Raw genomic sequence first — 24,816 nt, 5'->3', positions numbered from 1 at the left:
AAGCATGGCATATTCATTATGGAATGATCAAATCGTTGAAGAAGGATCAATTACAGTATCTCCAGAAGACAGAGGTTACCAATTTGGTGACGGTATTTATGAAGTAATTAAAGTTTATAACGGAAACATGTTCACAGCACAAGAACATATTGATCGTTTCTATGCGAGTGCCGAAAAAATTCGTCTTGTCATTCCGTATACTAAAGACGTATTGCACAAATTATTACATGATCTTATCGAAAAAAATAATTTGGAAACGGGTCATATTTATTTCCAAATTACACGAGGTACAACATCTCGTAATCATATTTTCCCAGATGCAAGTGTTCCAGCTGTATTAACAGGGAATGTTAAAGCTGGCGAGCGTTCATATGAAAACTTTGAAAAAGGTGTTAAGGCTACCTTTGTTGAGGATATTCGCTGGTTACGTTGTGATATTAAATCATTAAATTTATTAGGTGCTGTACTGGCGAAACAAGAAGCATCTGAAAAAGGCTGCTATGAAGCTATTTTACATCGCGGTGACATCGTAACAGAATGTTCATCAGCAAATGTTTACGGCATTAAAGATGGTAAGCTTTATACACATCCTGCAAATAACTTCATTTTAAACGGTATTACACGCCAAGTTATTTTAAAATGTGCTGAGGAAATTAATTTACCAGTTATTGAAGAACCGATGACGAAGGCTGATGTATTAACAATGGATGAGGTAATTGTGTCATCTGTATCTTCAGAAGTAACACCTGTTATCGATGTGGATGGTAACAAAATTGGAGCTGGAGTTCCTGGGGAATGGACTCGTAAATTACAGCAAGCATTCGAAGCAAAATTACCACTTTCTATTAATGCAAAATAAATAAATCCTTTAAGAGAACTACCTAAACTTGGGTAGTTCTCTTTTTCTATAGAACAAATTATGGATGTTTTATCGTGAAACGTCATGTAAAATAAAAAGGATGAAAGCAGTTGTAGAATGATTGCTATCGTAATTTAAGGTTAAAGAGCAAATGTCGATGTAATGAATGCAAATGTCTATTTCTCTTTATTGAGTAATTTTTTATGTAGCGACCGTTACAACTACATTATGCCAAGGAGAAAATTGATACTTCGATTTGCCTTCCAAGCAATAGTAGGGAAATTAGCAAATTAGATATAGGGCGAGTAAGATTGGAGTGACCAAAACACATGGCACAATTGGTGAAAATACAAGATTATATTTCACGCTATCAAATTGATTTAGCAAGATATCCAACTCAATTTGTACGCTTAAAGAAAAGTCAATGGGAGCGTGTTAAGCGACAGTGGGAGTTAGGAGAAGAAATTAGTGAGTGGCAACATACCGACGACGACTCAGAAAATGATTCTTTCACAGAAAAAGAGAGATTCTCTTTATTCAAAAAGATATTTGCAGGTCGTCAGAAGGAAGAAAATGTGGACGTTGAACAGATAGAAATATCGAATGAACTAATAAGTGATGAAGATATCATACCTGAAGAAGAAACGACTCTAACATTTGAACCGAAAATTGTCTACGCACCACAATCAATTCATGAATTAAAACGAATGTTTATCGATCAATTTTTCCATTTTCAAATGAAATGGGCAAGTTCAACATTACGTGAAAAGTCGTATGTAGATCCTCGTTTTATGCGTGATCCATTACTACGAAATTTATTGCAAAAATTACCGGACAATTATTTGCTTTTTTACAATCCTATTTTACAAATTAGAAAAGCACCTATAGAGCTTGATGTCGTATTAATGTCACCGACAGAATGTATTTGTATAACAGTGCTGGAAGCAGAAAATCAAGCTGTTTATGTAGGAGGCAGTGAGCGATTCTGGATAAAAAAAGTGGGAACGAAGGATTCAAAAGTCCTTAATCCAATGATAAGTTTAAATCGTATGGAGTCAGTATTAACGCAATTATTTACGCAGGACGATATAAATATGCCAATTCGTAAAGTCATATTAACACAGAATGGCTATTTCGATTATCCAGGATCACCTTACGGAATTCAATTTGTGGATCGTCGAAACTATGGAGAGTGGATGGAGCATTTAAAGAAAGTATCCTCTCCTATGAAACATATGCAAATTCGTGCTTCTCAAACGATTTTAAACAACGTACAAACAACATCTTTTAATCGAGATATTTGGAAGCAATCTTCTCAACCAGCAGGGGATTAGTGAATGCGAGTATTATTTATTGTGAATGAAGCAGCAGGGCACGGCAAAGGTAAGAAAGTCTGGCATCACCTGCAACGACAATTATCAATGAATTATGAAGTCGCCTTTACAGAATATGAGGGGCATGGAAAGGAACTTGCAAAAAATTGGGCGCAAAATGCTCAAACCAAACAATTAATTGTTATTGTTGGCGGTGACGGCACAATACATGAGATTGTTAGTGGCGTTGTACATAATAAATTTATCGTTATTGGTGTAGTCCGTGCTGGTTCCGGAAATGATTTCGCACGATACTTTACTACATTTCAAAATGCTTTTCAAATTGAAAGCTATATTCAAAATAATGAAATGGCTAATCTCCCAATGGATGTTGGTGTCGTTCATTTTGGAGATCAACAGCACGAAATATTTGTCAATAATGCTGGTGTGGGCTTTGATGCATTTGTCACAAAACGTATTAATAAATCCCGTTTGAAGCTTTACCTCAATAAAATAGGGCTCGGCAAGCTATCCTATGCTGCGGCTGTTGTAAGAGGGCTATTTAGCTTTAAATCCTTTGATGTAACTATTCGGACAAACGATCAAGAATGGCAATTTAAGCAGGCGTGGTTTGTAGCGATGAGCAATCAACCTTATTTTGGAGGGGGGATGAAAATTTCCCCATCTTCTAAACCTAATGATGGACGAATCGAACTGACAATCGTTCACGGTATTTCACGACTTAAATTGCTACTAGTATTTGTTACTGTGTTTTTTGAAAAGCATACAAAATTTAAAGAGATTACTTTTTTGCAAGGCAATCAATTTAACATTTTCGTGCAAGCAAATAACGTTGATTGTCATACAGATGGTAACTATATTGGAGAAATTAGAGAGGGAACGAATATCCCTTGTACAGTGCAACGTAATGCTTGGCAGGTTATAGCAAAGGAACATTGAAAGATGGCCCATCACTAAAATATCATTTCGCAATAATTTCATGCGAATTTTATAGTTATACGTTATACTATAAAAAATCAATAATTTCATGAGAAAGAAATGAGGAAAAAAATTGAGATTAAGAAATAAGCCTTGGGCGGAGGAAATGATTACGAGTCATCCAGAGGTGATTGTTCCAAATCCTGAAGACTTTAAAGGGAATTGGCAGGCTGTTTTCGGAAATGACAACCCACTACATATTGAAGTAGGTACTGGGAAAGGACAATTTGTCACAGGTATGGCCTTACAAAATCCAGATATAAATTATATTGGGATTGAGCTTTATGACAGTGTCATTGTTTGTGCATTGGAAAAAATTATAGAGGCTAAATCTCCAGCGAATTTACGACTATTAAAAGTAAATGGCGCAGATTTAAATAAATTTTTTGCAAAAAATGATGTAGACCGTGTGTATCTGAATTTCTCAGATCCTTGGCCAAAAACGCGCCATGCTAAGCGACGTTTAACGCACGGGGATTTTTTGAAATTATATGAGTCGATTTTAGTGGATGAGGGGGAAATCCATTTTAAAACGGATAACCGTGGTTTGTTTGAGTATTCATTAATTAGTATGTCTGAATATGGTATGTTACTTAAGTATGTATCACTCGACCTACATGCGAATATGCCTGAGGATAACGTTATGACTGAATATGAGCAGAAATTTTCTGCTAAAGGACAGCCGATTTATCGTCTAGAATCGCAATTCTTTACTAAATAGGGGGAGTATGGATGGATCAGTTAACGTTTCACAATATGTCATTATCATGGCTAAACGGGGGTGTCACTTGCCTTGATGGCGGTGCTATGTTTGGCGTTGTACCAAAACCACTTTGGTCACGCAAATATCCAGTCAACGAAAAAAATCAAATCGAGCTACCAACTGAGCCGATTTTAATTCAATATGGTGGCAAAAACTATCTTGTTGATGCAGGTGTTGGCTTTAACAAATTAAATGAAAAACAACTACGAAACTTTGGGGTAACTGAAGAATCAACATTAGCGGCTAGCTTACAGGAGCTAGGACTAACAACAGCTGATATTGATGCAGTATTAATGACGCATCTACATTTTGACCACGCAGGGGGTTTAACGCAATGGGAAGATGATATCCTTGTACCAACATTCCCGAATGCCAAAATCTTCGTAACGAAAATCGAGTGGGACGAAATGCGTGAGCCAAATATTCGCTCGAAAAATACGTATTGGAAAGAAAACTGGGAGCCAGTTCAGCACTTAGTAGAAACGTATGAAGGTACGTTGGAAGTAGCTCCGGGTATTGAAATGATTCATACGGGTGGTCATAGTGATGGACATGCCATTATAAAATTAACTCAAAATGGCGAGGTATTATTGCATATGGCAGATATTATGCCAACACACGCACACCAAAATCCATTATGGGTTTTAGCGTATGACGATTATCCAATGACGAGTGTCTTTGCCAAGGAACGTCTAATGAAAGAAGCACTTGCAAATGGCTACGGCTTTATCTTCTACCATGATGTGTATTACCGCATGATTAAATGGGATGAAACAGGTAAAGAAGTAGTAGATAAATTAGAACGCAGCAGACAAGCTGTTATTACATTTTAATCAAAAAACGTGTGAACCTTTTGTGTTCGCACGTTTTTTTATCTTTATTCAGCAAATGCTCTTTGAAACAAAAGTGCAACCGTGAAGACTTTCACCTCTGACTTGGTACATTTAAAGGGAACTTCCTGTATTGTAGCGAAAGCGAAGCGACAGCAACAAATGTTTTCTGTAGCGAAAGCAAAGCGTCAGCTACAAAGCGCCCGGTTGGAACTGAAATCAACTTCAAGTTACGGTGATGAGCCTAATTGTCTATACCCCATTTTTTTGACACTTTTTTCGTGAACATCTTGGAAAATATGATACACTAAAAGCTATACTAAAACACAAAAGAGAGTTGAAATATACATGGCAACTGAGCAACCATTTTTACCAGTATTACTAGGATCAGATATGAATGCATATGGTATGGCACGTGCATTTTATGAGGCTTATGGTATTAAACCACTTGTATTAGGACGTTCACATTTAACGGCAACGCAAGATAGTCATATCATAAACTTCGAAGAGATAGATCGCTTAAATGAACAGGATGTATTTGCACCTGCACTTGCAAAGGTCGCAAAAAAATATTCAGATAAAAAACTACTGTTATTAGCTTGTGGAGATGATTATGCAAAGCTTATTATCAAAAATAAGCCAGCATTGCAGGAGCATTTTACAGTACCATACATTGATGAATCACTTATGGATGAAATTTTATTAAAAGAAAATTTCTATAAAATGTGTGATAAGTACGATTTTAAATATCCTGGTACGACGACTGTAACAGCAGACAATTACGAAAACTTTACACCACCATTTGATTACCCAATTATTTTAAAGGCATCGAACTCGGTGGAATATTGGGCATGTAAATTCCCGGGTAAGAAAAAAGTTTTCGTTGCGAATGATGAAGCGGAAAAAACAGCTATTTTAAAAGCAATTTATAGCTCAACTTATCAGGATACAATGATTATTCAAGAATTCATTCCAGGTGATGATTCGTATATGCGTGTACTAAATGCGTATGTAGGGAAGGATGGCAAAGTGAAGCTAATGTGTCTAGGAAACCCAATCTTAGAAGAGCATTCACCTGAAGGAATCGGTAGTTATGCAGCAATTGTTACAACATACGATAAAGAATTAATGGATCAAGTACGTTTCTTCTTAGAGGATATCGGTTATACAGGCTTTGCTAACTTCGATATGAAATATGATATGCGTGACAAACAGTATAAGTTGTTTGAAATTAACTTACGTAATGGTCGTTCTAGTTATTATGTAACGGCGAGTGGTCATAATTTAATGAAATATGTAGCGGATGACCATATGTTAAATATTGAACAGGAAGTAACTTATGTTCAGGACAAGCATTTATGGATGATCATTCCTAAAGGCGTGCTATTCAAATATGCATCAAATGAAAAGCTTAAGTTAGAAGCTAAAAAATTAATTCGTGAAGGGAAATATACAAACTCTCTTTACTTTAATCAAGATATGAATGCGAAACGTTGGGTGAAGCTAACGTTAAATAATTTAAATTATTATCGTAAATACAAAAAATACTTCAACAATAAAGGATTGTCTGAGTAAAACGAAGAAGCCATCTCCAATGACGAGATGGCTTTTTCAAGTTATTGAAAAACTATTATATCGATGAAATAAAGATGTGTTATTAAATAAAAATAGCTCTTCAGCAAAAAGAGTGGTTGATTTCCGTTCCGACTGGGCGCTTTGTAGCTGACGCTTTGCTTTCGCTACAGAAAACATTTGTAGCTACCGCTTCGCTTTCGCACAGAGCAAAGCTTCCTGGGGGCGTCCGATGAGCCGCTTCGCTGCGCTGCAGGGTCTCGGGCCAACACGAAGTTGGTCACGAAGGCGTTATCACAGGATGTGATGCTTTTAGCCTTCGTTCCTCTATTGCTGATCCCCGAGGAGTCGCCCAGTCTCCACTCCAATCAACTTATTCACATAGCGTATATATGTATGCCACTCTAATTTATAGTGATAAAAAGAAATTTTTAAAAATTGTTTTTTGTGCGAAAGCGTAGTTTAACGTAGTGGCTGCAACAGCGTAAGCAACTTGAAGATTGCTCACAGAATAGCGAGTGGTTAGGAACTGAAATCTCGCTCAACAATCTTAAATATTTACTTGATCATTTTGTTTTTAACTCTATTAAAAGAAGCTATCTCAAATAAATAAGATGGCTTCTTTTTTGTAGGGTTTTATAATATTTGTTCGTATATTACTGAGTAAGGTTATACTTCTGTTAGCTCTACTACTACACCTGAGCGAGCGTCAGCAGCAAATTCAAATGTTTGCATTTCGCCCTCATGCATACGAGAGATACCTCCGCGGTATACAGGGATAGTCATAATGCCGTTAGAGAAATTGTCTGTTTTCATAAAAATCCAAGAACCGTCAATCGGTGAATCCTTTTTAAATTCCTTTTTTATGTTTTCGAGTACTTGTCCTGCAGGTACATACGGAGAAACCTTTTCGCTTGCTTCTTTAACAATGACTGCGGCAGCTAGGCCAGTAGCAACACCAATTAAAAAATCACGTAATTTCATGCTTCTTTCCTCCTTTTTCTATAGCTCCATTTTAACATAGCATACAGAGTGAATGCACGTTCACACTTTAGCACTTTTTAGGAAATGTATCAATATGACGAACTTGGAAATTACACTGGTGCTTCGCTTTTGCACAGAGCAAGTTTTGGGTAAGCTTTGAAGATGAACGATAACTCTCATTTATCATGCTATTCATTGAAAAATGGAAGTTTTCTGATCAATATAGATAAATATGTTACAATGGCAAGGAAGAATATTCTACTTCGTGGGGAGAGAGAGTCATCATGAATGAGGAAACATTACAATTATTTAAAACACTAACAGAATTACCAGGCGCACCGGGTAATGAACATGCGGTACGTGCGTTCATGCGTTCTGAGTTGGAAAAGTACTCGGATGAGATTGTTCAGGATAATTTAGGGGGTATTTTCGGTGTGAAGCATAGTGAAGTTGCTGATGCACCAAAAGTGTTAGTTGCTGGTCATATGGATGAAGTGGCATTTATGGTTACTTCTATTACTGATAACGGGATGATCCGCTTTCAAACATTAGGTGGCTGGTGGAATCAGGTAATGCTAGCGCAACGAGTTGAAGTATTTACTAAAAACGGTGCGATTCCTGGCGTAATTTCATCAATACCACCACACTTATTAACAGATGCTGAACGTTCTAAACCAATGGATATTAAAAATATGCTAATAGATGTTGGCGCAGACAATAAAGAAGATGCTATTGCACTTGGCGTTCGTCCAGGTCAATCAATTATCCCTGTCTGCCCATTTACAACAATGGCAAATCCGAAAAAAATTATGGCCAAAGCTTGGGATAACCGCTATGGCTGTGGATTGGCAATTGAATTGATGAAAGAATTAAAAGGTGAAAAGTTAGCCTCGCATTTATATTCAGGTGCCAATGTAATGGAAGAGGTTGGTCTGCGAGGTGCTCAAGTGTCCGCAAATATGATTAAACCGGATTTATTCTTTGCTCTAGATGCTTCACCTGCAAATGATATGTCAGGAGAAAAAAATCAATTTGGTCAGCTTGGAAAAGGGACATTATTACGTATTCTTGACCGTACGATGGTTACACATAGAGGCATGCGTGAATTCATCTTAGATACTGCGGAAACGAATAATATTCCTTATCAATATTTTGTATCACAAGGTGGTACAGATGCAGGACGTGTACACACGGCAAATGACGGCATTCCTAGTGCAGTAATTGGTGTTTGCTCACGCTATATTCATACATCAGCTTCAATTATTCATATTGATGACTATGCGGCTGCAAAAGCTTTAATTGTGGAACTAGTGAAAAAAGCAGATCGTTCGACATTAGCAACGATTCGCGCTAATGTGTAAAGTGATTCCGCTGAAAGAAGTTAAAAGATGCCTTTAGGGGCATCTTTTTCTATGCGAAGAAAGAGGGATTAGAAAATGAACATAACTATTGGAACAACAAACAAAGCAAAAACAGAGGCAGTTGAAGTTATTGCTAGAAAATATTTTGATAAACCAAATTTTACTTGCGTAAAGGCTGCTTCACAAGTATCCGATCAACCGGTGACTCATGAAGAAACACGATTGGGAGCAATAAATCGTTCGAAAAACGCAATCAAAGAGACGGGTGCCCAATTATCGTTTGGATTAGAGGGTGGAGTGACTGAAATTGATGGTGTTATGTACGTTTGTAACTGGGGAGCACTTACAGTATCAAATGGCATAACTTATACAGCTGCTGGCGCACAAATTATATTACCAGAAGAAATTGCCCAGGAAATAAGAGCTGGGAAGGAACTTGGTCCTGTAATGGAGCACTATACACAACGTCGAGATATCCGACAAGGTGCGGGAGCTGTAGGCGTTTTCACACAAGGGTTAGTAAGTCGTCAGATGATGTTCGAGCATATAGTTTCTCTTCTTATTGGCCAATATTTATTCACATTAGCACATGACTAGTTTCTGTTAATTAGTGATACTGGAATGGTGAAGTTGCAACTTTAAAATAATTTTTTTAAAATAGAAAAATATAAGATAATTTACATGAGATGACGAAAATCGTTCATTCGGTTAAGATTAAATAATTGGATAGTTTTGAACAGAACGGTTCACAAACATGTGAGCCGTTTTCTCTTCATTAAACTTCTTGCAACAATTATTTTCTGTACTCAAAAGCGCTAAATAAGGGGAAAGGATACCCGGATTTGCTGGAGTAAACGTCACAACCTGTGACAATTTATTTCTGCACGACAGCGGTCATTACGCAAAAATAAATTAATTTAAAAGAAAGGATGTGAGCTAGGTGAAACAAATTAAATCAGAACAACTTGTGACCCTATTAAAACAACATTTGAATGAGGAAAAGTTTGATTTTGAATTTGATAAAAAGCACGATAAACTACGCCTTAACCATAAAAAAATTGGTAAAGGGATGGAGCTATCTTTACCAGGCATTTTAGCAAAATATAATGATAAGCAAGGGGCTGCAATCGATGAAGTTGTTTATACAATCGAGCAAACCTTTAATGCAATGGAACAAGAAATGGAACAAGGATTCCAAGCTATTACAAAAATTTATCCAGTTATTCGCGCAACATCCTACCCTAAAGCCTCGAAGGAGGGGCATGCATTCATTACTACTGAACATACAGCCGAAACGCGTATTTTTTATGCGCTTGATTTAGGAAAAACCTATCGTTTTATTGATGAATCCATGTTAGAGGTACTACAATTAACAGTAGAGCAAATTCGTGAAATGGCACGATTTTCTGTAAAGCAACTGCCAACCGTTTATAAAAAAGATGAAGTTGCAGGGAATATTTTTTATTTTGTTAATGCTAATGATGGCTACGATGCAAGTCGTATTTTAAATGAAAGCTTTTTGAAAGAAATGCAGACTAACATTGAAGGTGACATGACGTTATCTGTACCACATCAGGATGTATTAATAGTAGGTGATATTCGTAATGAAACAGGGTATGATGTATTAGCGCAGATGACAATGCATTTCTTCGCTGTCGGTACTGTACCGATTACGTCATTATCTTTTATTTATGAAGACGGGGAGCTAGAACCGATCTTTATTTTAGCAAAAAACAGAGTTAAAAAGGAGCAAGAGAAACAATGAATGTATTTTACAACAAAGAGCATGTAGGAGATGTATTGCTAGTACAATTAGCAACAGAATCGATCGTGAAGACAGAGTTAGAACGTGCGGGTGATATCGCTATTTTAAAGGAAGCACAAACGGGAGAAATTAAAGCATTTAATTTATTTAATGCTAGCAACTATATTCAAACTGATGCAAAAGGTCTAGTTGAAGTTACGCCAGAATTAGTAGAACAACTAGAGGCAGCTATATCAAAAAATGGAGCTGTAATCAGCCTTGATGTAGATTTTTCTCCAAAATTTGTTGTAGGTTATGTAGAATCGAAGGACAAGCATCCAAATGCTGATAAATTAAGTATTTGTTCTGTAAACGTAGGTGAAGAAACATTACAAATTGTATGCGGCGCGCCAAATGTGGAAGCAGGTCAAAAGGTTGTTGTTGCAAAAATTGGTGCAGTAATGCCTTCTGGAATGCTTATTAAAGAAGGTAATTTACGTGGTGTTGAATCATACGGTATGTTATGTTCAGCACGCGAATTAGCAATACCAAATGCACCTTCTGAAAAAGGAATTTTAGTATTACCGGAAGATGCGATAACTGGTAGTGCGTTTGAGGCACCAACAAGATAAAGCCTTCTAAAGCTGTTTAGCTGTGCGAAAGCGCAGCGACAGCAACAAATGTTTTCTGTGCGAAAGCGCAGCGACAGCAACAATTTGCTAAGTGAAAATTGATTATATGTACTTAAAATCGTTATGCTACTATTATGCTAGTAACATAACGATTTTTTTATCTAGAATGAGCCTCTTAATGCAAGTTTCTATTACATTTTTATGGTATGCTTTTTGTTATAGACATTTAACTTTTTTCAGCAAGTATTTTCTGTAGCGACAGCATCAATTGTTTTTTATACCGAAAGCAAAGCGTCAGCTACAGAAGTCTCCTACCTTTATAGGTGGTGAGATGAATGCAGATTTAGGCTACTTTTTAGCGGGTGTCTAAATATCCGCTGAAATAGAAGACCTCAGTCTAGAAACGCCACGTCCTGTGGCAACGACCGAGTGACTAACATCATGCGGCAGACGCTAAACGTTAACACTACGCTTTCGCGCAAAAAAAAATCTATTGGCAAAGCCTCCGGTCGCAATTATGCCGAGGCATAATTGATTTAGTTAATGCTATAAATGAAGTGTAAGAGAAATGAGTGAACAATGTGAATTGGTTAAAAAAACAAATGAATAAATTTTTAAATAAAGAGGACAATGATTACGAATATGAAGAGTTTTATGAAGACTATGAAGAAGAACAATCACAGCAGTTGGATTCATATAAAGAAACACCCATAGCAAAACAAAAAACTTTTCGTTTTCCGTTAATTGAGGATGAGGAATTTTCAGCTTCACCATCACCATCATCAAAGGCAGCATTTAATCAAATGGATGATACTTACTCCGGACAAATTGAAGATTTATCGCTACCGAAGCATTTAAATAATCATATTGTGGATTCGAGTGTTTACGATGTTGAGGTTTCAGGTATTCGAGATTTATTAGCAAATCGGACGAAGAGAACTGGTAGAACAACGATTACACGAAGTCGGCCTGAACAGGAGAATCGTTCAAAAGCAAGTCTTGTTTTTCGAGATGCGCAAAATGATTTACCGACTTCACCTAAAGTTACGAATTATCAATTAGAAAAAGTAGATGAAAGTGCTTTAATTGAAAATCGCAAGCGTTTTGTACCAAGTGATGTTCCGTCACCAGTTTATGGTTTTTCTAGGCCAAGTCCAATTGAGCAATTATTAGAGAAACGGAAGGAAGAGCACGACAAGAAAGAGTTAGCAATACCTACAGCTTTTAAGGCTTTAAAAGAAACGACAACAAATGAGGCTATTGAAAATATACTAGAAGAAAAAGAGCCTATTAGCGCAGTTCAGAAAGATGAATCTGAACAGCTTGACATCAATGAAAAAATCGAAGTACCTGCTAAGCAACCGATTACTTTTGAAGATAAATTAACAGACGAAACAAATCATCATAGTAATAAAACGACGACGGAATTACCTGTACCGCAAACAACTTCTTTTGCTGTAGAATTTGAAAATCAAATGAAAGAAGCCGTTCAACAGGAGCTGAATATTGAACAACTTTCATCTGACCAATCAGAAATCCATGTAAAAGAAGTAGTTGTAGAACAAGTACAAATCGAAAATTCGACCATCCACATTGGTGAAGTTACAGTAGTCCAGCCACCAATGAAGGAAGATAATAAGCAAGATGTGTTGCAAGAACAGTCTATAGAAGAACTACCTTTAGAAGAGCAATCGGTAGAAAAGAAAGAAAAAAGTGGCATTCCATTTAATGTTTTAATGCTAAAAACTGATAAAGAGAAATGGAGAATCCAACAGCAATTTAAAAATATGAAATCGACATCAACAATTGTTGACATAAATCAAGAAAAACAGGAGCCTTCATCTGAGCTTATTCATTCGGAAGTAGAACAGCACATAGTGACATCCGAAAAAGCACAAATTCCACAATCTATAGATTTAGAAATTAGTGAGTTAGAGTTGGACAATGATACAGCTACACAGTTGACGAAGGAACACGAGGTTTCTATTGAAAATACTACTCCATCCGAAAAAGAACAAAATCCACAATCTATAGGTTTAGAAATTAGTGAGTTAGAGATGGACAATAATACAGCTACACAGTTGACGAAGGAACACGAGGTTTCTATTGAAAATACTATTCCATCCGAAAAAGAACAAAATCCACAATCTATAGGTTTAGAAATTAGTGAGTTAGAAATGGACAAAAAAACAGCTACACAGTCGACAGAAGAAAACGAGGTGTCTATTGAAAATACTGTTCCATTCAATGCTGCAACAGAGAATGTATCAGTCATTACAATGGCACCAGTCACATCAATGTCTAACGTTTCGACATTAGAAAAAACAGTGATTGATGTAGAGAGCTTCGATGAAATTTCAGCGACTACCGAAATGGAAGTAGCAACGGCTACTGAGCAGAAGGTTACTACTGAGAATTTAGATATTCCTAAGGAACATTCTATTGATAATGAGAAGTATCTAGAGCAACCTTCCATATTAGCTGAAACATTTGTGGAAGATCAAGTACAGGAAACGCCTCGGAAGCCTGTTCATGTGTATCAAAAGCCAGATGATGAGTTTTTAGAGCCACCTGAGGAAAAAACACAAGATACTGAGTGGATGGAGCAACAGGGAGATACATTGGTCGAGGCTTTGTCTTATTTCCAAGTCTCAGCTCAAATAGAATCCATTATGCAAGGGCCTGCCGTGACACAATTTGAAATAACTGTGAGTCATGGTACAAAGGTTAGTAAAATCCGCAATCTTTCAGATGATTTGAAGCTTGCATTGGCAGCGAAAGACATCCGCATCCAAGCACCGATTCCTGGGAAGAGCTCAATTGGCATTGAGATACCGAACCGTGTATCTCGCGCTGTTCGATTATCGGAAGTGACAAATAGTGCTTCTTTCCTCGAGTCAGATTCACCGTTAGAAGCAGCATTGGGTCTGGATTTAACAGGGAAGCCTGTAACTATTGATTTGCGAAAAATGCCACATGGATTAATTGCCGGAGCCACAGGTTCTGGTAAATCAGTTTGTATTAATTCAATTTTGGTTAGTTTATTATATAAAGCTGCACCACATGAATTAAAGCTGATGCTTATCGATCCTAAAATGGTAGAATTAGCACCGTTTAATCATATTCCGCATTTAGTTAGCCCGGTCATCACCGATGTAAAGGCAGCTACAGCTGCACTGAAATGGGCAGTGGAGGAAATGGAACGTCGTTATCAGTTATTTGCGCATGCGGGCGCACGTGATATTACACGTTATAATGCAATTGCGGATAAAAATAATGAACATAGCTTAAAATTACCGTATATTCTAATTGTCATTGATGAATTGGCAGATTTAATGATGATGTCTCCTGCAGATGTAGAGGAGGCGATTTGTCGTATTGCCCAAAAGGCACGTGCTTGTGGTATCCATTTAATAGTTGCAACGCAAAGACCGTCTGTTGACGTTATTACAGGGCTTATTAAATCAAATATTCCTACACGTATTGCTTTTGCGGTATCTTCACAAATCGATTCACGTACAATTTTAGATGCACAAGGTGCAGAAAGATTGCTTGGACGAGGCGATATGTTATATTTAGGTAATGGTATGTCTGCTCCTGTTCGTTTGCAGGGGACATTTGTGACAGATGATGAAATTGAAGCAATTATTGAGCATGTTCGTGAGCAAGGAGAGCCTGATTATATATTCGATCAAGAGGAACTTTTAAAGAAGACTGAGGTTTCTGCTGAGCAAGATGAACTGTTCGAGGATGTATGTAGATTTGTTTATGAGCAAGGAGGAGCCTCTACTTCCTTAATTCAGCGCAAATACCATATTGGCTATAATCGTGCTGCTCGTTTAATCGATATGTTGGAATCACATGGCTTTGTGTCTGAGGCACGGGGCAGTAAACCACGAGAAAGTTATATTACAGAAGAAGATTTAATTGCTATGTTTGAATAAGAATTACATTGTTTTCGTATAGATTATCTTATTCACGTCGAAATTAGTATTTTTAGAAAAGTTACACATTTATCCTTATGCATAAATAGTGCTATAATAGACGAGATATGAAGATTAGTACGTATTTTTTAGTACTTACAAAGGTATTAATACCTAATAATTGGTGGAAAATACGATACACCTAATAGATGATAGAAGGGATATTGATTTCCCGGGGGGTTTAATTGATGACAGTTTTTCATTTCACAGGCATTAAAGGTTCTGGCATGAGTTCACTTGCACAAATCTTATTTGATGCTGGTGAACAAGTACAGGGCTCAGATGTTGATAAATATTTTTTCACGGAACAGCCGTTACGTGATCGTAATATTCCAATTTTTACATTTAATGCAGATAATATTAAAGAAGGTATGACAGTTATTGCAGGGAACGCATTTCCTGATGACCATCCTGAATTAGAGCGTGCTCGTGAAATCGGAGTAGAGATTATTCGCTACCATAAATTTTTAGGTGAATATATCGGTAATTATACGTCGATTGCTATTACTGGTGCACATGGTAAAACATCTACAACAGGCTTGATGGCTCATGTTGTAGGTGGGTATAAACCAACTTCTTATTTAATCGGTGATGGAACAGGAGCTGGACATGAAAATGCTGACTTCTTTGTGATGGAAGCATGTGAATACCGTCGACACTTTTTAGCATATAATCCCGATTACGCTGTAATGACAAATATTGATTTTGACCATCCAGACTACTTTGCAAACATAGAGGATGTTTATTCGGCATTTCAATCATTAGCACTACAGGTTAAAAAGGCAATTATTGCTTGCGGTGATGATGAACATCTACAACGTATTCAAGCGAAGGTGCCTGTTGTTTATTACGGTTTTGGGGCTGAAAATGATTTTGAGGCTCGTAATGTTGAAAAAACAACTAAGGGTACAAAATTTGATGTATTTGTCCGCAATGAATTTTATAGCACATTCTTTATCCCATTATTTGGGGATCATGCGGTATTAAATACGTTATCTGTTATTACACTTTGCCAATATGAAGGTATTTCACCAGACATCGTTCAAGAACGTTTAAACACATACAAAGGTGTAAAAAGACGTTTTACAGAAACGAATATTGGGAATAATGTTTTAATAGATGACTATGCGCATCATCCAACTGAAATCCGTGCAACGATTCAATCAGCACGACAAAAGTTTCCAGAACGTGAGCTAGTAGCTATTTTCCAACCACATACATTTACACGTACACAAGCTTTTTTACAGGATTTTGCAGATAGTCTAAGTCTTGCGGATACAGCATATTTATGTGATATTTTTGGCTCTGCAAGGGAAACACAAGGCGCACTTTCAATCCAAGATTTAGCGTCTTTAATTGAAGGCAGTGCAGTGATTACCACTGAAGGAATTGAAGTGTTAACAAAGCATAAGGACGCAGTATTTTTATTTATGGGCGCTGGCGATGTTCAAAAATTCCAGGATGCTTTTGAAGACGTGCTAAAGAATAACGAAACAGCTTAATCCGCAAGGAATAAGCTGTTTTTCTCAAAATGAGGAGGAATTCAGTTTTTTTTGTCGAATATAAGGAAAGTAATAGTAAAGAGAATTATTACTTGCAGGAGGTCTAGTTATGGAAGTTATTTTGTATATTGCAGCAATCATTGCAGCAATTGGTTTTTTAATTTTTTGTGTGAGTGTTGGGATGACATTATTTTCGCTCAAACCAATTCTTAACAGTTTAGCTGGAACATTATCAGGTATTGAAGGACAAATGGAAGGTATTACACGTGAAACGACTTCCTTACTATCCAAAACAAATAGCTTGGCAGAGGATATTCAAGAAAAATCTGAACAGTTAAATTCCGTTGTTCATGCAGTTAAAGGAATTGGCGACTCTGTGAATGGATTAAATACATCTGTACAGCAAATTACTTCTTCAATTTCTAAAACTGTGGAACAAAATGAAGAAAAAATTGCACAAGTTGTTCAATGGAGTAATGTTGCAATGGGCATTGCAGATAAGTGGAAGAAACGCAAAATTATTGATCAGGCCAATGAGGTGATTCAAGAAGATGTTTATTCTTCTGAATCAGAGCAGTCGGAAAAATCGAGAAGAAAATGGGGCCGTAAAAAATAATAATTATTCGGTAGGCATTAAATGTCACCGGAATAAAAATAAAATTTAGGCATATGTTGTAGAATGCATCCGCGAAAGCAGATGGACAACTAGTCTAAACAAATTAGATAATAAGATGGGGAGGAATTGTTGCATGACAACTCAAAAGCCAAATTATAATGAAGTGAAGGAACAACAACTTGAAAGTTCATTGCCACAGCTTTATCAACCGCAAGAGTCGATCTATGAAGAGGAGCGAGTGAACATGAAGGATTTTGTTATTGGCGCATTAGTTGGGGGTATAGTAGGGGCAGCTGCAGGCTTATTGCTAGCTCCAAAATCAGGAAAAGATTTACGTAGCGATGTAGCAGTACAAGCTGTTAACTTAAAAGATAAGAGTGCAGATTTCTCGACAACTGCTAAAGATAAAACGGTTCAATTATCTAAACAAATTCAAGAACAATCTACACAATTAGTAGAGAAAGTAAAAACATTAAAATCAGCAAAAGCACCAACTGTTTTTGACGATGGTACTGTTTCTTTTGAGGGTGAAGAACCACTGGAAGATTTCATTCCTAGTGAAGAACCTAAAGCAGAGGATGCTAGTGAAAAAAAGGAACAAGCTGAGGAAAAAAGTGAAGAAGTTCGCGCTTAATAGCTAAAAGGGATACGTTACATCGTAGATAAGATGTAACGTATCCCTTTTTTTAAGATATTGGCGCTTTTTCTAGTAAAATCTCTAATTTATCTCCGCCGAAAATCTCCATATCAAAGCTTGCCGGTTGGCCATTTCGTAAAATTGTAAAATTACCTTTAAATGTAGTAGGTAGCTGCCAATTAGAAAAACGGAACACATCCTGGTATATCCAACGACTTCGATCTTTTTCTTTAAACGAAATTTTTGCTCCATTTGGAACAGTTGAAAGAGGTGAAACCACTACATGATTAACGAGAACTTCGTTGGCCATCTTTTTCAGCTCTAACACCTCGTTTTGAAAATGGATGACAATTTTATCCTCAAGTAAAACATTCATTTGGTCAGCAATCCGTTGAACAGTAGGGAATGTTTGTTGCTGAAATGTAAGTACATCACCGTCTTGGACAGCATATGACATTTTAGCTGGTTTACCATTAATCATTAATTGAGCTGAAAACTCTGGTAAATACAGTGGTTTTCCGTCCACTTGAATATAAAATGACTCAAATTGTTTTAATAACTCCAAATTATTTGTGAGCTTAAATACATCCTCGACCGTTTCAGCTATTTCAAACATCACAACATCTCGATCATTTAATGCGCTATCGAGTGATGTCGGAGAACCATTAACAGTTATTTGTGGTTCGATGACATATTTCGTATGTTGAATTGTAATTGTTTTAATGGCAGCATCATCTACAATATCTCTCACCGTAGCATTAGCTGGCTGACCGTCTTGGCCTTCAATTAGCTGGATGGCATCGCCTGTTTTAATCATCGTTTTTGTGGATGCCGGATGACTATTCACTAAAATTTCTGCCGGTTGACCGTGACCGCCAGGGATGAAAATATCTTGTCCATTAACATTCACTGATAATCCATGACCCGGTTTTCCGTATAATTGCTTTGCTCGAATATTGGCTGCTAAAAATGCATCTGCAACGGTCATTTCCTTTAATTCAAAAAGGCGAACTACTTGTTCATTGACAGTTAGACTCATATATTGAATAGGCATTTTTTTTGCTGCAATGGCAATACCGATTGGGGTCACCAATTCAGGAGATGCTTTAATATGATCTTCCCTCGTTAAGTTTTGAATGGCGTCAATCCCTCGAACGGCAATGCGATTGGCAGGTAAATCTAGTACTAGTCCAAGTTCAGTTGTAAGATTTGGCGTTAAGCTCCCTCCACCGACTAGCATTACCGCCTTAGGAGCAGTCTGATTATTCAGGCGTAAAATTTCTTCTCCAATAGCTTTTGCGAGTTGCTTAACAGCAGGTTCGATTGCTTGAAGAACCTCTTGTTTCGGATAATATTGATCAAAGCCTAAAATATCCTGGATTAAAATGTTTTCTTCTGTTTGCAGTTGACGTTTCGCTTCTTCAGCAACAGGGAAGTCGAGTAAGTAATGGTCACTTAAAGCCTCTGTTATTTCATCACCAGCTGTTGGTACCATGCCATATGCGACAACAGTGCTTTTATCGGTAATGGCAATATCAGATGTACCAGCACCAATATCAACAAGCGCCACATTTAAACGACGCATTGTTGGGGGAATAAGTACATTAATAGCTGCAATAGGTTCTAAAGTTAGTGCATCCATCTCTAATTCCGCGCGTTTAAGAGCCGCGATAAGTGATTCTACGACAACTCGTGGCAAGAACGTAGCAATAACTTCAATTTGTGCTTCATCACCTTGCTGATCGAGTAGGCTACCAATTTCTTCGCCATCTAAACGGTAGTATAAAACTGAATAACCAACGCAATAATAGTGGCTTATTTTAGCGTCTTCTTTATGTTGAAGAAGCTGTTGCTGTGCCTGTTGAACAGCTTGCAGTTCTAAACGACTTATATCTTCCTCCGTAAAGATTGGTCGATTACGTATATTGATCGTCACGCTTGCTTGTTCTGTTTTTAAGGAGCGACCAGCCGCAGCGACGCTCACTTTTTTTAAAGGACCATGCTTCTCTTCAAGTTCATGTTTAATTTCATTGATTAAATCTGCCACATACATGACATTATGTATTTGACCATCAACCATGGCCCGTTCTTTATGTTCTTTTACCAAGATGTCTTCCACGTGAAAACGGTCATTATCTTCAGCTAAAATAATGCCTACTACAGAACGTGTACCGATATCAAGTGCAAATAATTTTGAACTCAATGTACTCGCTTCCTTTCTCGTAATATATTAACTTGCTTTCAGCAAATACAGCTGGCATAGAGGAAATCAGGCTAAAAACACATCCTGTGAAAACGCCTGAGTGACCAATATCGTGTTGGCATATAAAGCCTCTGGTGGATGTCACGAAGCGGAAAGGAGTCTTTGTACTCGCTTCCTTTCTCGTAATATGTTAATATAATTTAGCGAGTTGAAGCGCTAAATTAAAAATGCGTGACATTCAGTGCAACATTGATTATAATGTTGCTAATATCTAAAAATGTAACATACATTTCAGAGTTCTGAAAGTGTCTGTCGTGAGGAGAGGAGCAAGAAACATGAGCCAAAAAGATTTAGAAAGCTTACGTAGTCAAATAGACGGTTTAAACTTAGAAATTCTTCGTCTAATTAACGAACGTGCAGCAGTAGTTGATGAAATCGGTAAGATTAAAGAAAAACAAGGTGTAAATCGCTATGATCCATTACGTGAACGCCATATGCTTGATCTTATTAAAGAGCACAATCAAGGTCCGTTAAACCAAATGACGGTTGACTATATATTTAAGCAAATCTTTAAAACAGCTTTAAAACAACTTGAAGCGGATAAGAAAAAAGAATTACTTGTTTCTCGTAAGAAAAAATCAGAAGATACTGTCATTAATGTGAATGGTGAGCTAATTGGCCAAGGAAAACCATCTTTCGTATTTGGACCTTGTGCTGTAGAATCATACGAGCAAGTAGCAGCAGTAGCAGCATCTATTAAAGCAAAAGGTGAAAAGTTAATTCGTGGCGGCGCTTATAAACCACGTACTTCCCCATATGACTTCCAAGGTCTTGGATTAGAAGGACTTAAAATTTTGAAACGTGTGTCAGAGGAATATGGTTTAGGCGTTATTACGGAAATCGTTACACCAGGTCATTTAGAGGAAGCTTTAGATTACATTGATGTTATCCAAATTGGAGCACGTAATATGCAAAACTTCGAATTATTAAAAGCAGCGGGTGCAACAAATAAACCTGTACTTTTAAAAAGAGGCTTAGCGGCGACAATTGATGAATTCATTCACGCAGCAGAATACATTATGTCTAAAGGAAATGAGAACATCATTCTTTGTGAGCGTGGTATTCGTACTTACGAAAAAGCAACTCGTAACACATTAGATATTTCTGCTGTACCAATTTTAAAACAAGAAACGCATTTACCAGTACTTGTAGACGTAACACATTCAACAGGTCGTCGTGATTTACTATTACCATGTGCTAAGGCAGCAATTGCTATTGGAGCTGATGGCGTAATGGCAGAGGTGCATCCAGATCCATCTGTAGCACTTTCTGATTCACAACAACAAATGGATATCCCAACATTTGATGCTTTCTACGAAACATTACAAAAATTCATGAAGAGCCATGAAATCAATGCTTAAGATATTTCAGCGGGTGTCCCGCTGAAATAGGGGAACTTAGTCTAACAACGCCACGTCCTGTGGCAACGACTGAGTGACCAACATCGGTGTTGTTGTCGCTGCCGCTTCGCTTTTTGCGCAGATAAAGTCCTCTTGCTGATACTTCGCTTTCGCGCAGGCAAAAAACACGTTGCTGTGCCGTTGCGTTAGCACTACGCTTTCGAGCAAAAAAACATCAGCAGGCTTAAGCACAAAGCCGATGCCAGACGTAATTATGCCGGGGCATAATGAATGTGTTGATAAACACCGCTTGCTTTAATCGCAGGCGGTGTTTACTATATAGTGACAAAATAATGACTAGAAAAGTACTATTTGTACTTGGTTTTTCTTTTCATGTACATACTGCTTCTTGAAAAGAATATGAAAATTATCGTATGATAAGGCTATAAAAGGAAAAAAGGGAGGCACGTGCGATGACTGTTACAATTTATGATGTTGCAAGAGAAGCAAATGTTTCGATGGCAACGGTCTCTCGTGTAGTCAATGGTAATCAAAACGTAAAACCGGCAACACGGAAAAAAGTATTAGAAGTAATTGAACGATTAGAGTACCGTCCAAACGCAGTAGCGCGTGGATTAGCAAGTAAGAAAACAACAACAGTTGGCGTGATTATCCCGGATATTGCAAACAATGTTTATGCGGAGCTGGCACGTGGTGTAGAAGATATTGCAACAATGTATCGTTACAATATTATTTTAGCCAACTCAGACCAACATGAAGATAAAGAGCTTCAGTTACTGGATACAATGCTAGGAAAACAGGTTGACGGTATTGTTATGATGAGTGATGAAGTAACTGAAAAAATGCAACAAACTATGGATCATTCACCTGTACCAATTGTGCTTGCAGGTTCAGTAGATGAATCGCAAACAATTGCGACTGTTAACATTGATTATTTCCAAGCAGCTTATGAGGCGATTACATTGCTCATTCAGAATGGCCATAAGCGAATCGCTTTCGTAACAGGTCCACTTACGTATACTATTAATGGAAAATTCAAACTTGAAGCTTATAAAAAAGCTTTACAAGACGCAGGTTTACCTATAGATGAATCACTTATCGCTGCTGAAGAATCGAGCTATGATATGGGCTTAGAGGCGTGGGAATCATTATCTTCACTGGAAAATCCTCCAACTGCTTATTTTGCAGGTAGTGATGAATTAGCAATTGGCTTGATTCATGGTGCACAGGATGCAGGTAAAGATGTACCTAAGGATATCGAAGTAATCAGCTTTGAAAATTCAAAATTAGCACGCATGGTTCGTCCGCAGCTAACAAGTGTCGCGTTACCACTGTATGATATCGGAGCTGTTGCAATGCGTTTGCTGACTAAATTGATGAACAAAGAGCCTGTTGAGGACGAAGCGGTTATTTTGCCTCATCGTATTGAACATCGACAATCTGTCAAAAGTAAATAACAGTAATTAACACGTAAATCTGATAATGGATTTGCGTGTTTTTTTATAGACGGTTTGAAAGCGCCAGAAGATAGAGGACTAAAGTAAAAATAAAAAGCCTCACGATTGTCGTGAGGCATAGTGTTAACCGTGTTTTTCATTGCGAATAATATGAAGCGCTTTAGTTAGCATTTGCGCATTTTTTTCTTCAATCTCTGCCTTGCGAGGGATTGGCTCATACAATGGATTTGGATCCTCCCAAGTTGGAATAAAAGGCACTGGTGCTTCAGGCTGCCAACGATCTAACCAAGCTTGAGGTAGAGGTCCTGTTGGTAATTGCTGATCTGTCATTTCAAGCCATAGCATCGACCATGCGCGAGGCACAACACGCCAAATATCATAGCCTCCACCGCCAACGGCAATCCATTTCCCCCCACAATATTCATGTGCTAATTTATGCGCAAGTTTTGGAATTTCTCTATAAATGTTCATTGTTCCATATAAATGTGTTAGTGGATCAAAATAATGTGCATCTGCGCCGTTTTGCGTTAATACAACATCCGGCTTGAAAAATTCAAAGACTTCTCGCATAGCTTTTTCATAGATTTCTAGAAAACTCTCATCTTCTGTAAAAGCATCAATTGGAAAATTAAAAGAAGTGCCATAGCCCTGCCCATTTCCACGTTCCGTAATATTCCCAGTTCCGGGGAAAAGATAGCGCCCTGTTTCATGAATAGATAATGTACAAACATCTGGATCCTCGTAAAAACTCCATTGCACCCCATCTCCATGATGGGCATCGGTATCTACATAAAGTACACGAGCATTGTATTTTTCCTGCAAATAACGAATAGCTACTGTACTATCGTTATAAATACAAAAACCTGATGCACGGCCACGGAAGCCGTGGTGTAGCCCTCCCCCTAAATTGAGAGCGTGCTCGGCTTTTCCTTCCATAACATAATCGACAGCTGTTAATGTTCCACCGACAAGCTGTGCACTTGCTTCGTGCATATTTTCAAAAATGGGTGTATCTTCGGTGCCTATGCCATAGCTTTCACATTGTGCCTCTGAAAGCTCACCATGTCCTGCTCTTTTAACGATTTCAATATATTTTGGATCATGTGCAAGTAAAAGTTCTTCCTCTGTTGCGACACGAGCTGGAACGATATTCAAATCATCAAGAGCATCAATATTTTGTAACAAATCCATTGTAAGCGTCAAGCGTTTATGATTGAAAGGATGGGTATCTGAAAATTTATATCCGAGTTGCTCTGGTGAGTATATAAATACTGCTTTTTTCATTGTAATGAAACACCTGGCAAATTAGGCCATAATACATCAAAGCCCTCTTTACGAAGTTCTTCAATCATAGCTAATGGATTGAGAGTTTTTACTCGGATACTTAAAATTTTATTTTGCGTATTTTCAGAGTCGGGATAAACTAAGACGCTTTGGACATTTGCATGGTGTTTACGAAAAATTTTAGTAATCTCAAATAATATTCCTGGTGTATCGGATACACGAATTTCTATTTTTGAGCCAGGTTCAGTGGCACCTGTTAACTCTAAGTATGTATAGAGTAAATCGGTAGTAGTGACAATCCCAACTAATTTTCCTCCGGAGACAATTGGCAAACAGCCTATTTTAGATTCATAAAAAGTAAGCGCTACTTCCTCCACGAAATCAAGTGGATGACCGACAATTGGATTTTTAATCATAATCTCTTCCACTTTTGCATTAAAAACTGGAGAATTAGGCTCATCCCGTAACGAGGAAGGCAATGCCTCTTTAATATCTCTTTCAGTGATCACCCCAAGAACATGATACTCCTCATCTACAACTGGTAAATGACGTACTTTTTTCTCACGCATGAACTTCAGCGCTTCAACCACTGTGTTTGTCGGAGCCAGCGTGTATGGCTCATCATTCATAATTTCTTCTACGATCATATACTCATC

Annotated in this window: 20 protein-coding genes; 16 read left to right on the top strand and 4 right to left on the bottom strand. The window is 37.5% G+C overall.

What is annotated here, in order from left to right; all coding sequences use genetic code 11:
• Positions 1 to 4: 4 nt before the first annotated feature.
• The 6 genes from dat (at position 5) to MY533_RS17140 (ending at position 6,339) form a co-directional block, all read left to right on the top strand.
• Entirely contained in the window at positions 5 to 859 is an 855-nt protein-coding gene (gene dat, locus MY533_RS17165) for a D-amino-acid transaminase (RefSeq protein ID WP_132357253.1), read from the top strand.
• Positions 860 to 1,188: 329 nt separating this feature from the next.
• Positions 1,189 to 2,193, top strand: coding sequence for a nuclease-related domain-containing protein (locus MY533_RS17160; protein ID WP_248716922.1), 1,005 nt, complete (start codon positions 1,189 to 1,191; stop codon positions 2,191 to 2,193).
• A gap of 3 nt (positions 2,194 to 2,196) precedes the next feature.
• Entirely contained in the window at positions 2,197 to 3,132 is a 936-nt protein-coding gene (locus tag MY533_RS17155) for a diacylglycerol/lipid kinase family protein (protein ID WP_248716921.1), read from the top strand.
• Positions 3,133 to 3,244: 112 nt separating this feature from the next.
• Positions 3,245 to 3,892 carry a tRNA (guanosine(46)-N7)-methyltransferase TrmB gene (gene trmB / locus MY533_RS17150; protein ID WP_248716920.1) on the top strand — a complete coding sequence of 216 codons (648 nt, stop codon included), beginning with the start codon at positions 3,245 to 3,247 and terminating at the stop codon, positions 3,890 to 3,892.
• Positions 3,893 to 3,903: 11 nt separating this feature from the next.
• Entirely contained in the window at positions 3,904 to 4,767 is an 864-nt protein-coding gene (locus MY533_RS17145) for a YtnP family quorum-quenching lactonase (RefSeq protein WP_248716919.1), read from the top strand.
• Between the two features lie 345 nt (positions 4,768 to 5,112).
• On the top strand, positions 5,113 to 6,339 hold the full coding sequence (locus MY533_RS17140; RefSeq protein ID WP_248716918.1) for a carboxylate--amine ligase: 1,227 nt from the start codon (positions 5,113 to 5,115) through the stop codon (positions 6,337 to 6,339).
• A 666-nt stretch (positions 6,340 to 7,005) separates the two neighbouring features.
• Here the strand turns inward: MY533_RS17140 and MY533_RS17135 are convergent.
• Positions 7,006 to 7,320, bottom strand: a complete 315-nt coding sequence (locus MY533_RS17135) for a hypothetical protein (protein WP_132357247.1) — start codon at positions 7,318 to 7,320, stop codon at positions 7,006 to 7,008.
• A gap of 284 nt (positions 7,321 to 7,604) precedes the next feature.
• On the opposite strand from MY533_RS17135, the gene MY533_RS17130 reads away from it, so the two are divergent.
• The 8 genes from MY533_RS17130 to MY533_RS17095 all read left to right on the top strand — a co-directional run bounded on the left by MY533_RS17130 (position 7,605) and on the right by MY533_RS17095 (position 17,792).
• The gene (locus tag MY533_RS17130) at positions 7,605 to 8,681 is read left to right on the top strand and encodes a M42 family metallopeptidase (RefSeq protein WP_248716917.1); all 1,077 of its coding nucleotides are present in this window, start codon (positions 7,605 to 7,607) and stop codon (positions 8,679 to 8,681) included.
• A gap of 75 nt (positions 8,682 to 8,756) precedes the next feature.
• Positions 8,757 to 9,278 carry a DUF84 family protein gene (locus MY533_RS17125; protein ID WP_248716916.1) on the top strand — a complete coding sequence of 174 codons (522 nt, stop codon included), beginning with the start codon at positions 8,757 to 8,759 and terminating at the stop codon, positions 9,276 to 9,278.
• 343 nt (positions 9,279 to 9,621) lie between these two features.
• Positions 9,622 to 10,446, top strand: a complete 825-nt coding sequence (locus tag MY533_RS17120; RefSeq protein WP_248716915.1) for a DUF1444 domain-containing protein — start codon at positions 9,622 to 9,624, stop codon at positions 10,444 to 10,446.
• Complete coding sequence (ytpR, locus tag MY533_RS17115) at positions 10,443 to 11,057, top strand: YtpR family tRNA-binding protein (protein ID WP_248716914.1); 615 nt, start codon at positions 10,443 to 10,445, stop codon at positions 11,055 to 11,057. The genes MY533_RS17120 and ytpR overlap by 4 nt, the downstream gene beginning before the upstream one ends.
• A 581-nt stretch (positions 11,058 to 11,638) precedes the next feature.
• Complete coding sequence (locus MY533_RS17110; protein ID WP_248716913.1) at positions 11,639 to 15,001, top strand: DNA translocase FtsK; 3,363 nt, start codon at positions 11,639 to 11,641, stop codon at positions 14,999 to 15,001.
• 227 nt (positions 15,002 to 15,228) lie between these two features.
• A complete protein-coding gene (gene murC, locus MY533_RS17105) occupies positions 15,229 to 16,542 on the top strand; it encodes a UDP-N-acetylmuramate--L-alanine ligase (RefSeq protein ID WP_248716912.1) in 1,314 nt (437 codons plus the stop codon).
• A 109-nt stretch (positions 16,543 to 16,651) separates the two neighbouring features.
• On the top strand, positions 16,652 to 17,158 hold the full coding sequence (locus MY533_RS17100) for a DUF948 domain-containing protein (RefSeq protein WP_132357241.1): 507 nt from the start codon (positions 16,652 to 16,654) through the stop codon (positions 17,156 to 17,158).
• 133 nt (positions 17,159 to 17,291) lie between these two features.
• A complete protein-coding gene (locus tag MY533_RS17095) occupies positions 17,292 to 17,792 on the top strand; it encodes a YtxH domain-containing protein (protein WP_053485032.1) in 501 nt (166 codons plus the stop codon).
• Between the two features lie 52 nt (positions 17,793 to 17,844).
• Here the strand turns inward: MY533_RS17095 and MY533_RS17090 are convergent, their stop codons facing one another.
• The gene (locus tag MY533_RS17090) at positions 17,845 to 19,998 is read right to left on the bottom strand and encodes a cell division FtsA domain-containing protein (RefSeq protein WP_248716911.1); all 2,154 of its coding nucleotides are present in this window, start codon (positions 19,996 to 19,998) and stop codon (positions 17,845 to 17,847) included.
• Positions 19,999 to 20,333: 335 nt separating this feature from the next.
• On the opposite strand from MY533_RS17090, the gene MY533_RS17085 reads away from it, so the two are divergent.
• Complete coding sequence (locus tag MY533_RS17085; RefSeq protein WP_248716910.1) at positions 20,334 to 21,419, top strand: bifunctional 3-deoxy-7-phosphoheptulonate synthase/chorismate mutase; 1,086 nt, start codon at positions 20,334 to 20,336, stop codon at positions 21,417 to 21,419.
• Positions 21,420 to 21,871: 452 nt separating this feature from the next.
• Positions 21,872 to 22,876, top strand: a complete 1,005-nt coding sequence (gene ccpA, locus MY533_RS17080; protein ID WP_248716909.1) for a catabolite control protein A — start codon at positions 21,872 to 21,874, stop codon at positions 22,874 to 22,876.
• A gap of 123 nt (positions 22,877 to 22,999) precedes the next feature.
• On the opposite strand, the gene MY533_RS17075 is transcribed toward ccpA, so the two are convergent.
• Together MY533_RS17075 and MY533_RS17070 are read right to left on the bottom strand one after the other, a co-directional pair.
• A complete protein-coding gene (locus MY533_RS17075) occupies positions 23,000 to 24,160 on the bottom strand; it encodes an acetoin utilization protein AcuC (protein ID WP_248716908.1) in 1,161 nt (386 codons plus the stop codon).
• Entirely contained in the window at positions 24,157 to 24,807 is a 651-nt protein-coding gene (locus tag MY533_RS17070; protein ID WP_132357235.1) for an acetoin utilization AcuB family protein, read from the bottom strand. Before MY533_RS17070 ends, MY533_RS17075 begins: the two co-directional genes overlap by 4 nt.
• Positions 24,808 to 24,816 lie beyond the last annotated feature (9 nt).

The sequence above is a fragment of the Lysinibacillus sp. Ag94 genome (assembly GCF_023242215.1).
Taxonomy (GTDB): Bacteria; Bacillota; Bacilli; order Bacillales_A; family Planococcaceae; genus Lysinibacillus.
Note: the sequence above shows the minus strand (reverse complement) of the source record. Positions and strands in the feature narration are given on the sequence as shown.

Coding starts and splice junctions, on each gene's coding strand:
- dat (WP_132357253.1), top strand. CDS start 5: ATGGCATATTCATTATGGAATGATCAAATCGTTGAAGAAGGATCAATT.
- MY533_RS17160 (WP_248716922.1), top strand. CDS start 1,189: ATGGCACAATTGGTGAAAATACAAGATTATATTTCACGCTATCAAATT.
- MY533_RS17155 (WP_248716921.1), top strand. CDS start 2,197: ATGCGAGTATTATTTATTGTGAATGAAGCAGCAGGGCACGGCAAAGGT.
- MY533_RS17145 (WP_248716919.1), top strand. CDS start 3,904: ATGGATCAGTTAACGTTTCACAATATGTCATTATCATGGCTAAACGGG.
- MY533_RS17140 (WP_248716918.1), top strand. CDS start 5,113: ATGGCAACTGAGCAACCATTTTTACCAGTATTACTAGGATCAGATATG.
- MY533_RS17135 (WP_132357247.1), bottom strand. CDS start 7,320: ATGAAATTACGTGATTTTTTAATTGGTGTTGCTACTGGCCTAGCTGCC.
- MY533_RS17130 (WP_248716917.1), top strand. CDS start 7,605: ATGAATGAGGAAACATTACAATTATTTAAAACACTAACAGAATTACCA.
- MY533_RS17125 (WP_248716916.1), top strand. CDS start 8,757: ATGAACATAACTATTGGAACAACAAACAAAGCAAAAACAGAGGCAGTT.
- ytpR (WP_248716914.1), top strand. CDS start 10,443: ATGAATGTATTTTACAACAAAGAGCATGTAGGAGATGTATTGCTAGTA.
- murC (WP_248716912.1), top strand. CDS start 15,229: ATGACAGTTTTTCATTTCACAGGCATTAAAGGTTCTGGCATGAGTTCA.
- MY533_RS17100 (WP_132357241.1), top strand. CDS start 16,652: ATGGAAGTTATTTTGTATATTGCAGCAATCATTGCAGCAATTGGTTTT.
- MY533_RS17095 (WP_053485032.1), top strand. CDS start 17,292: ATGACAACTCAAAAGCCAAATTATAATGAAGTGAAGGAACAACAACTT.
- MY533_RS17085 (WP_248716910.1), top strand. CDS start 20,334: ATGAGCCAAAAAGATTTAGAAAGCTTACGTAGTCAAATAGACGGTTTA.
- ccpA (WP_248716909.1), top strand. CDS start 21,872: ATGACTGTTACAATTTATGATGTTGCAAGAGAAGCAAATGTTTCGATG.
- MY533_RS17075 (WP_248716908.1), bottom strand. CDS start 24,160: ATGAAAAAAGCAGTATTTATATACTCACCAGAGCAACTCGGATATAAA.
- MY533_RS17070 (WP_132357235.1), bottom strand. CDS start 24,807: ATGATCGTAGAAGAAATTATGAATGATGAGCCATACACGCTGGCTCCG.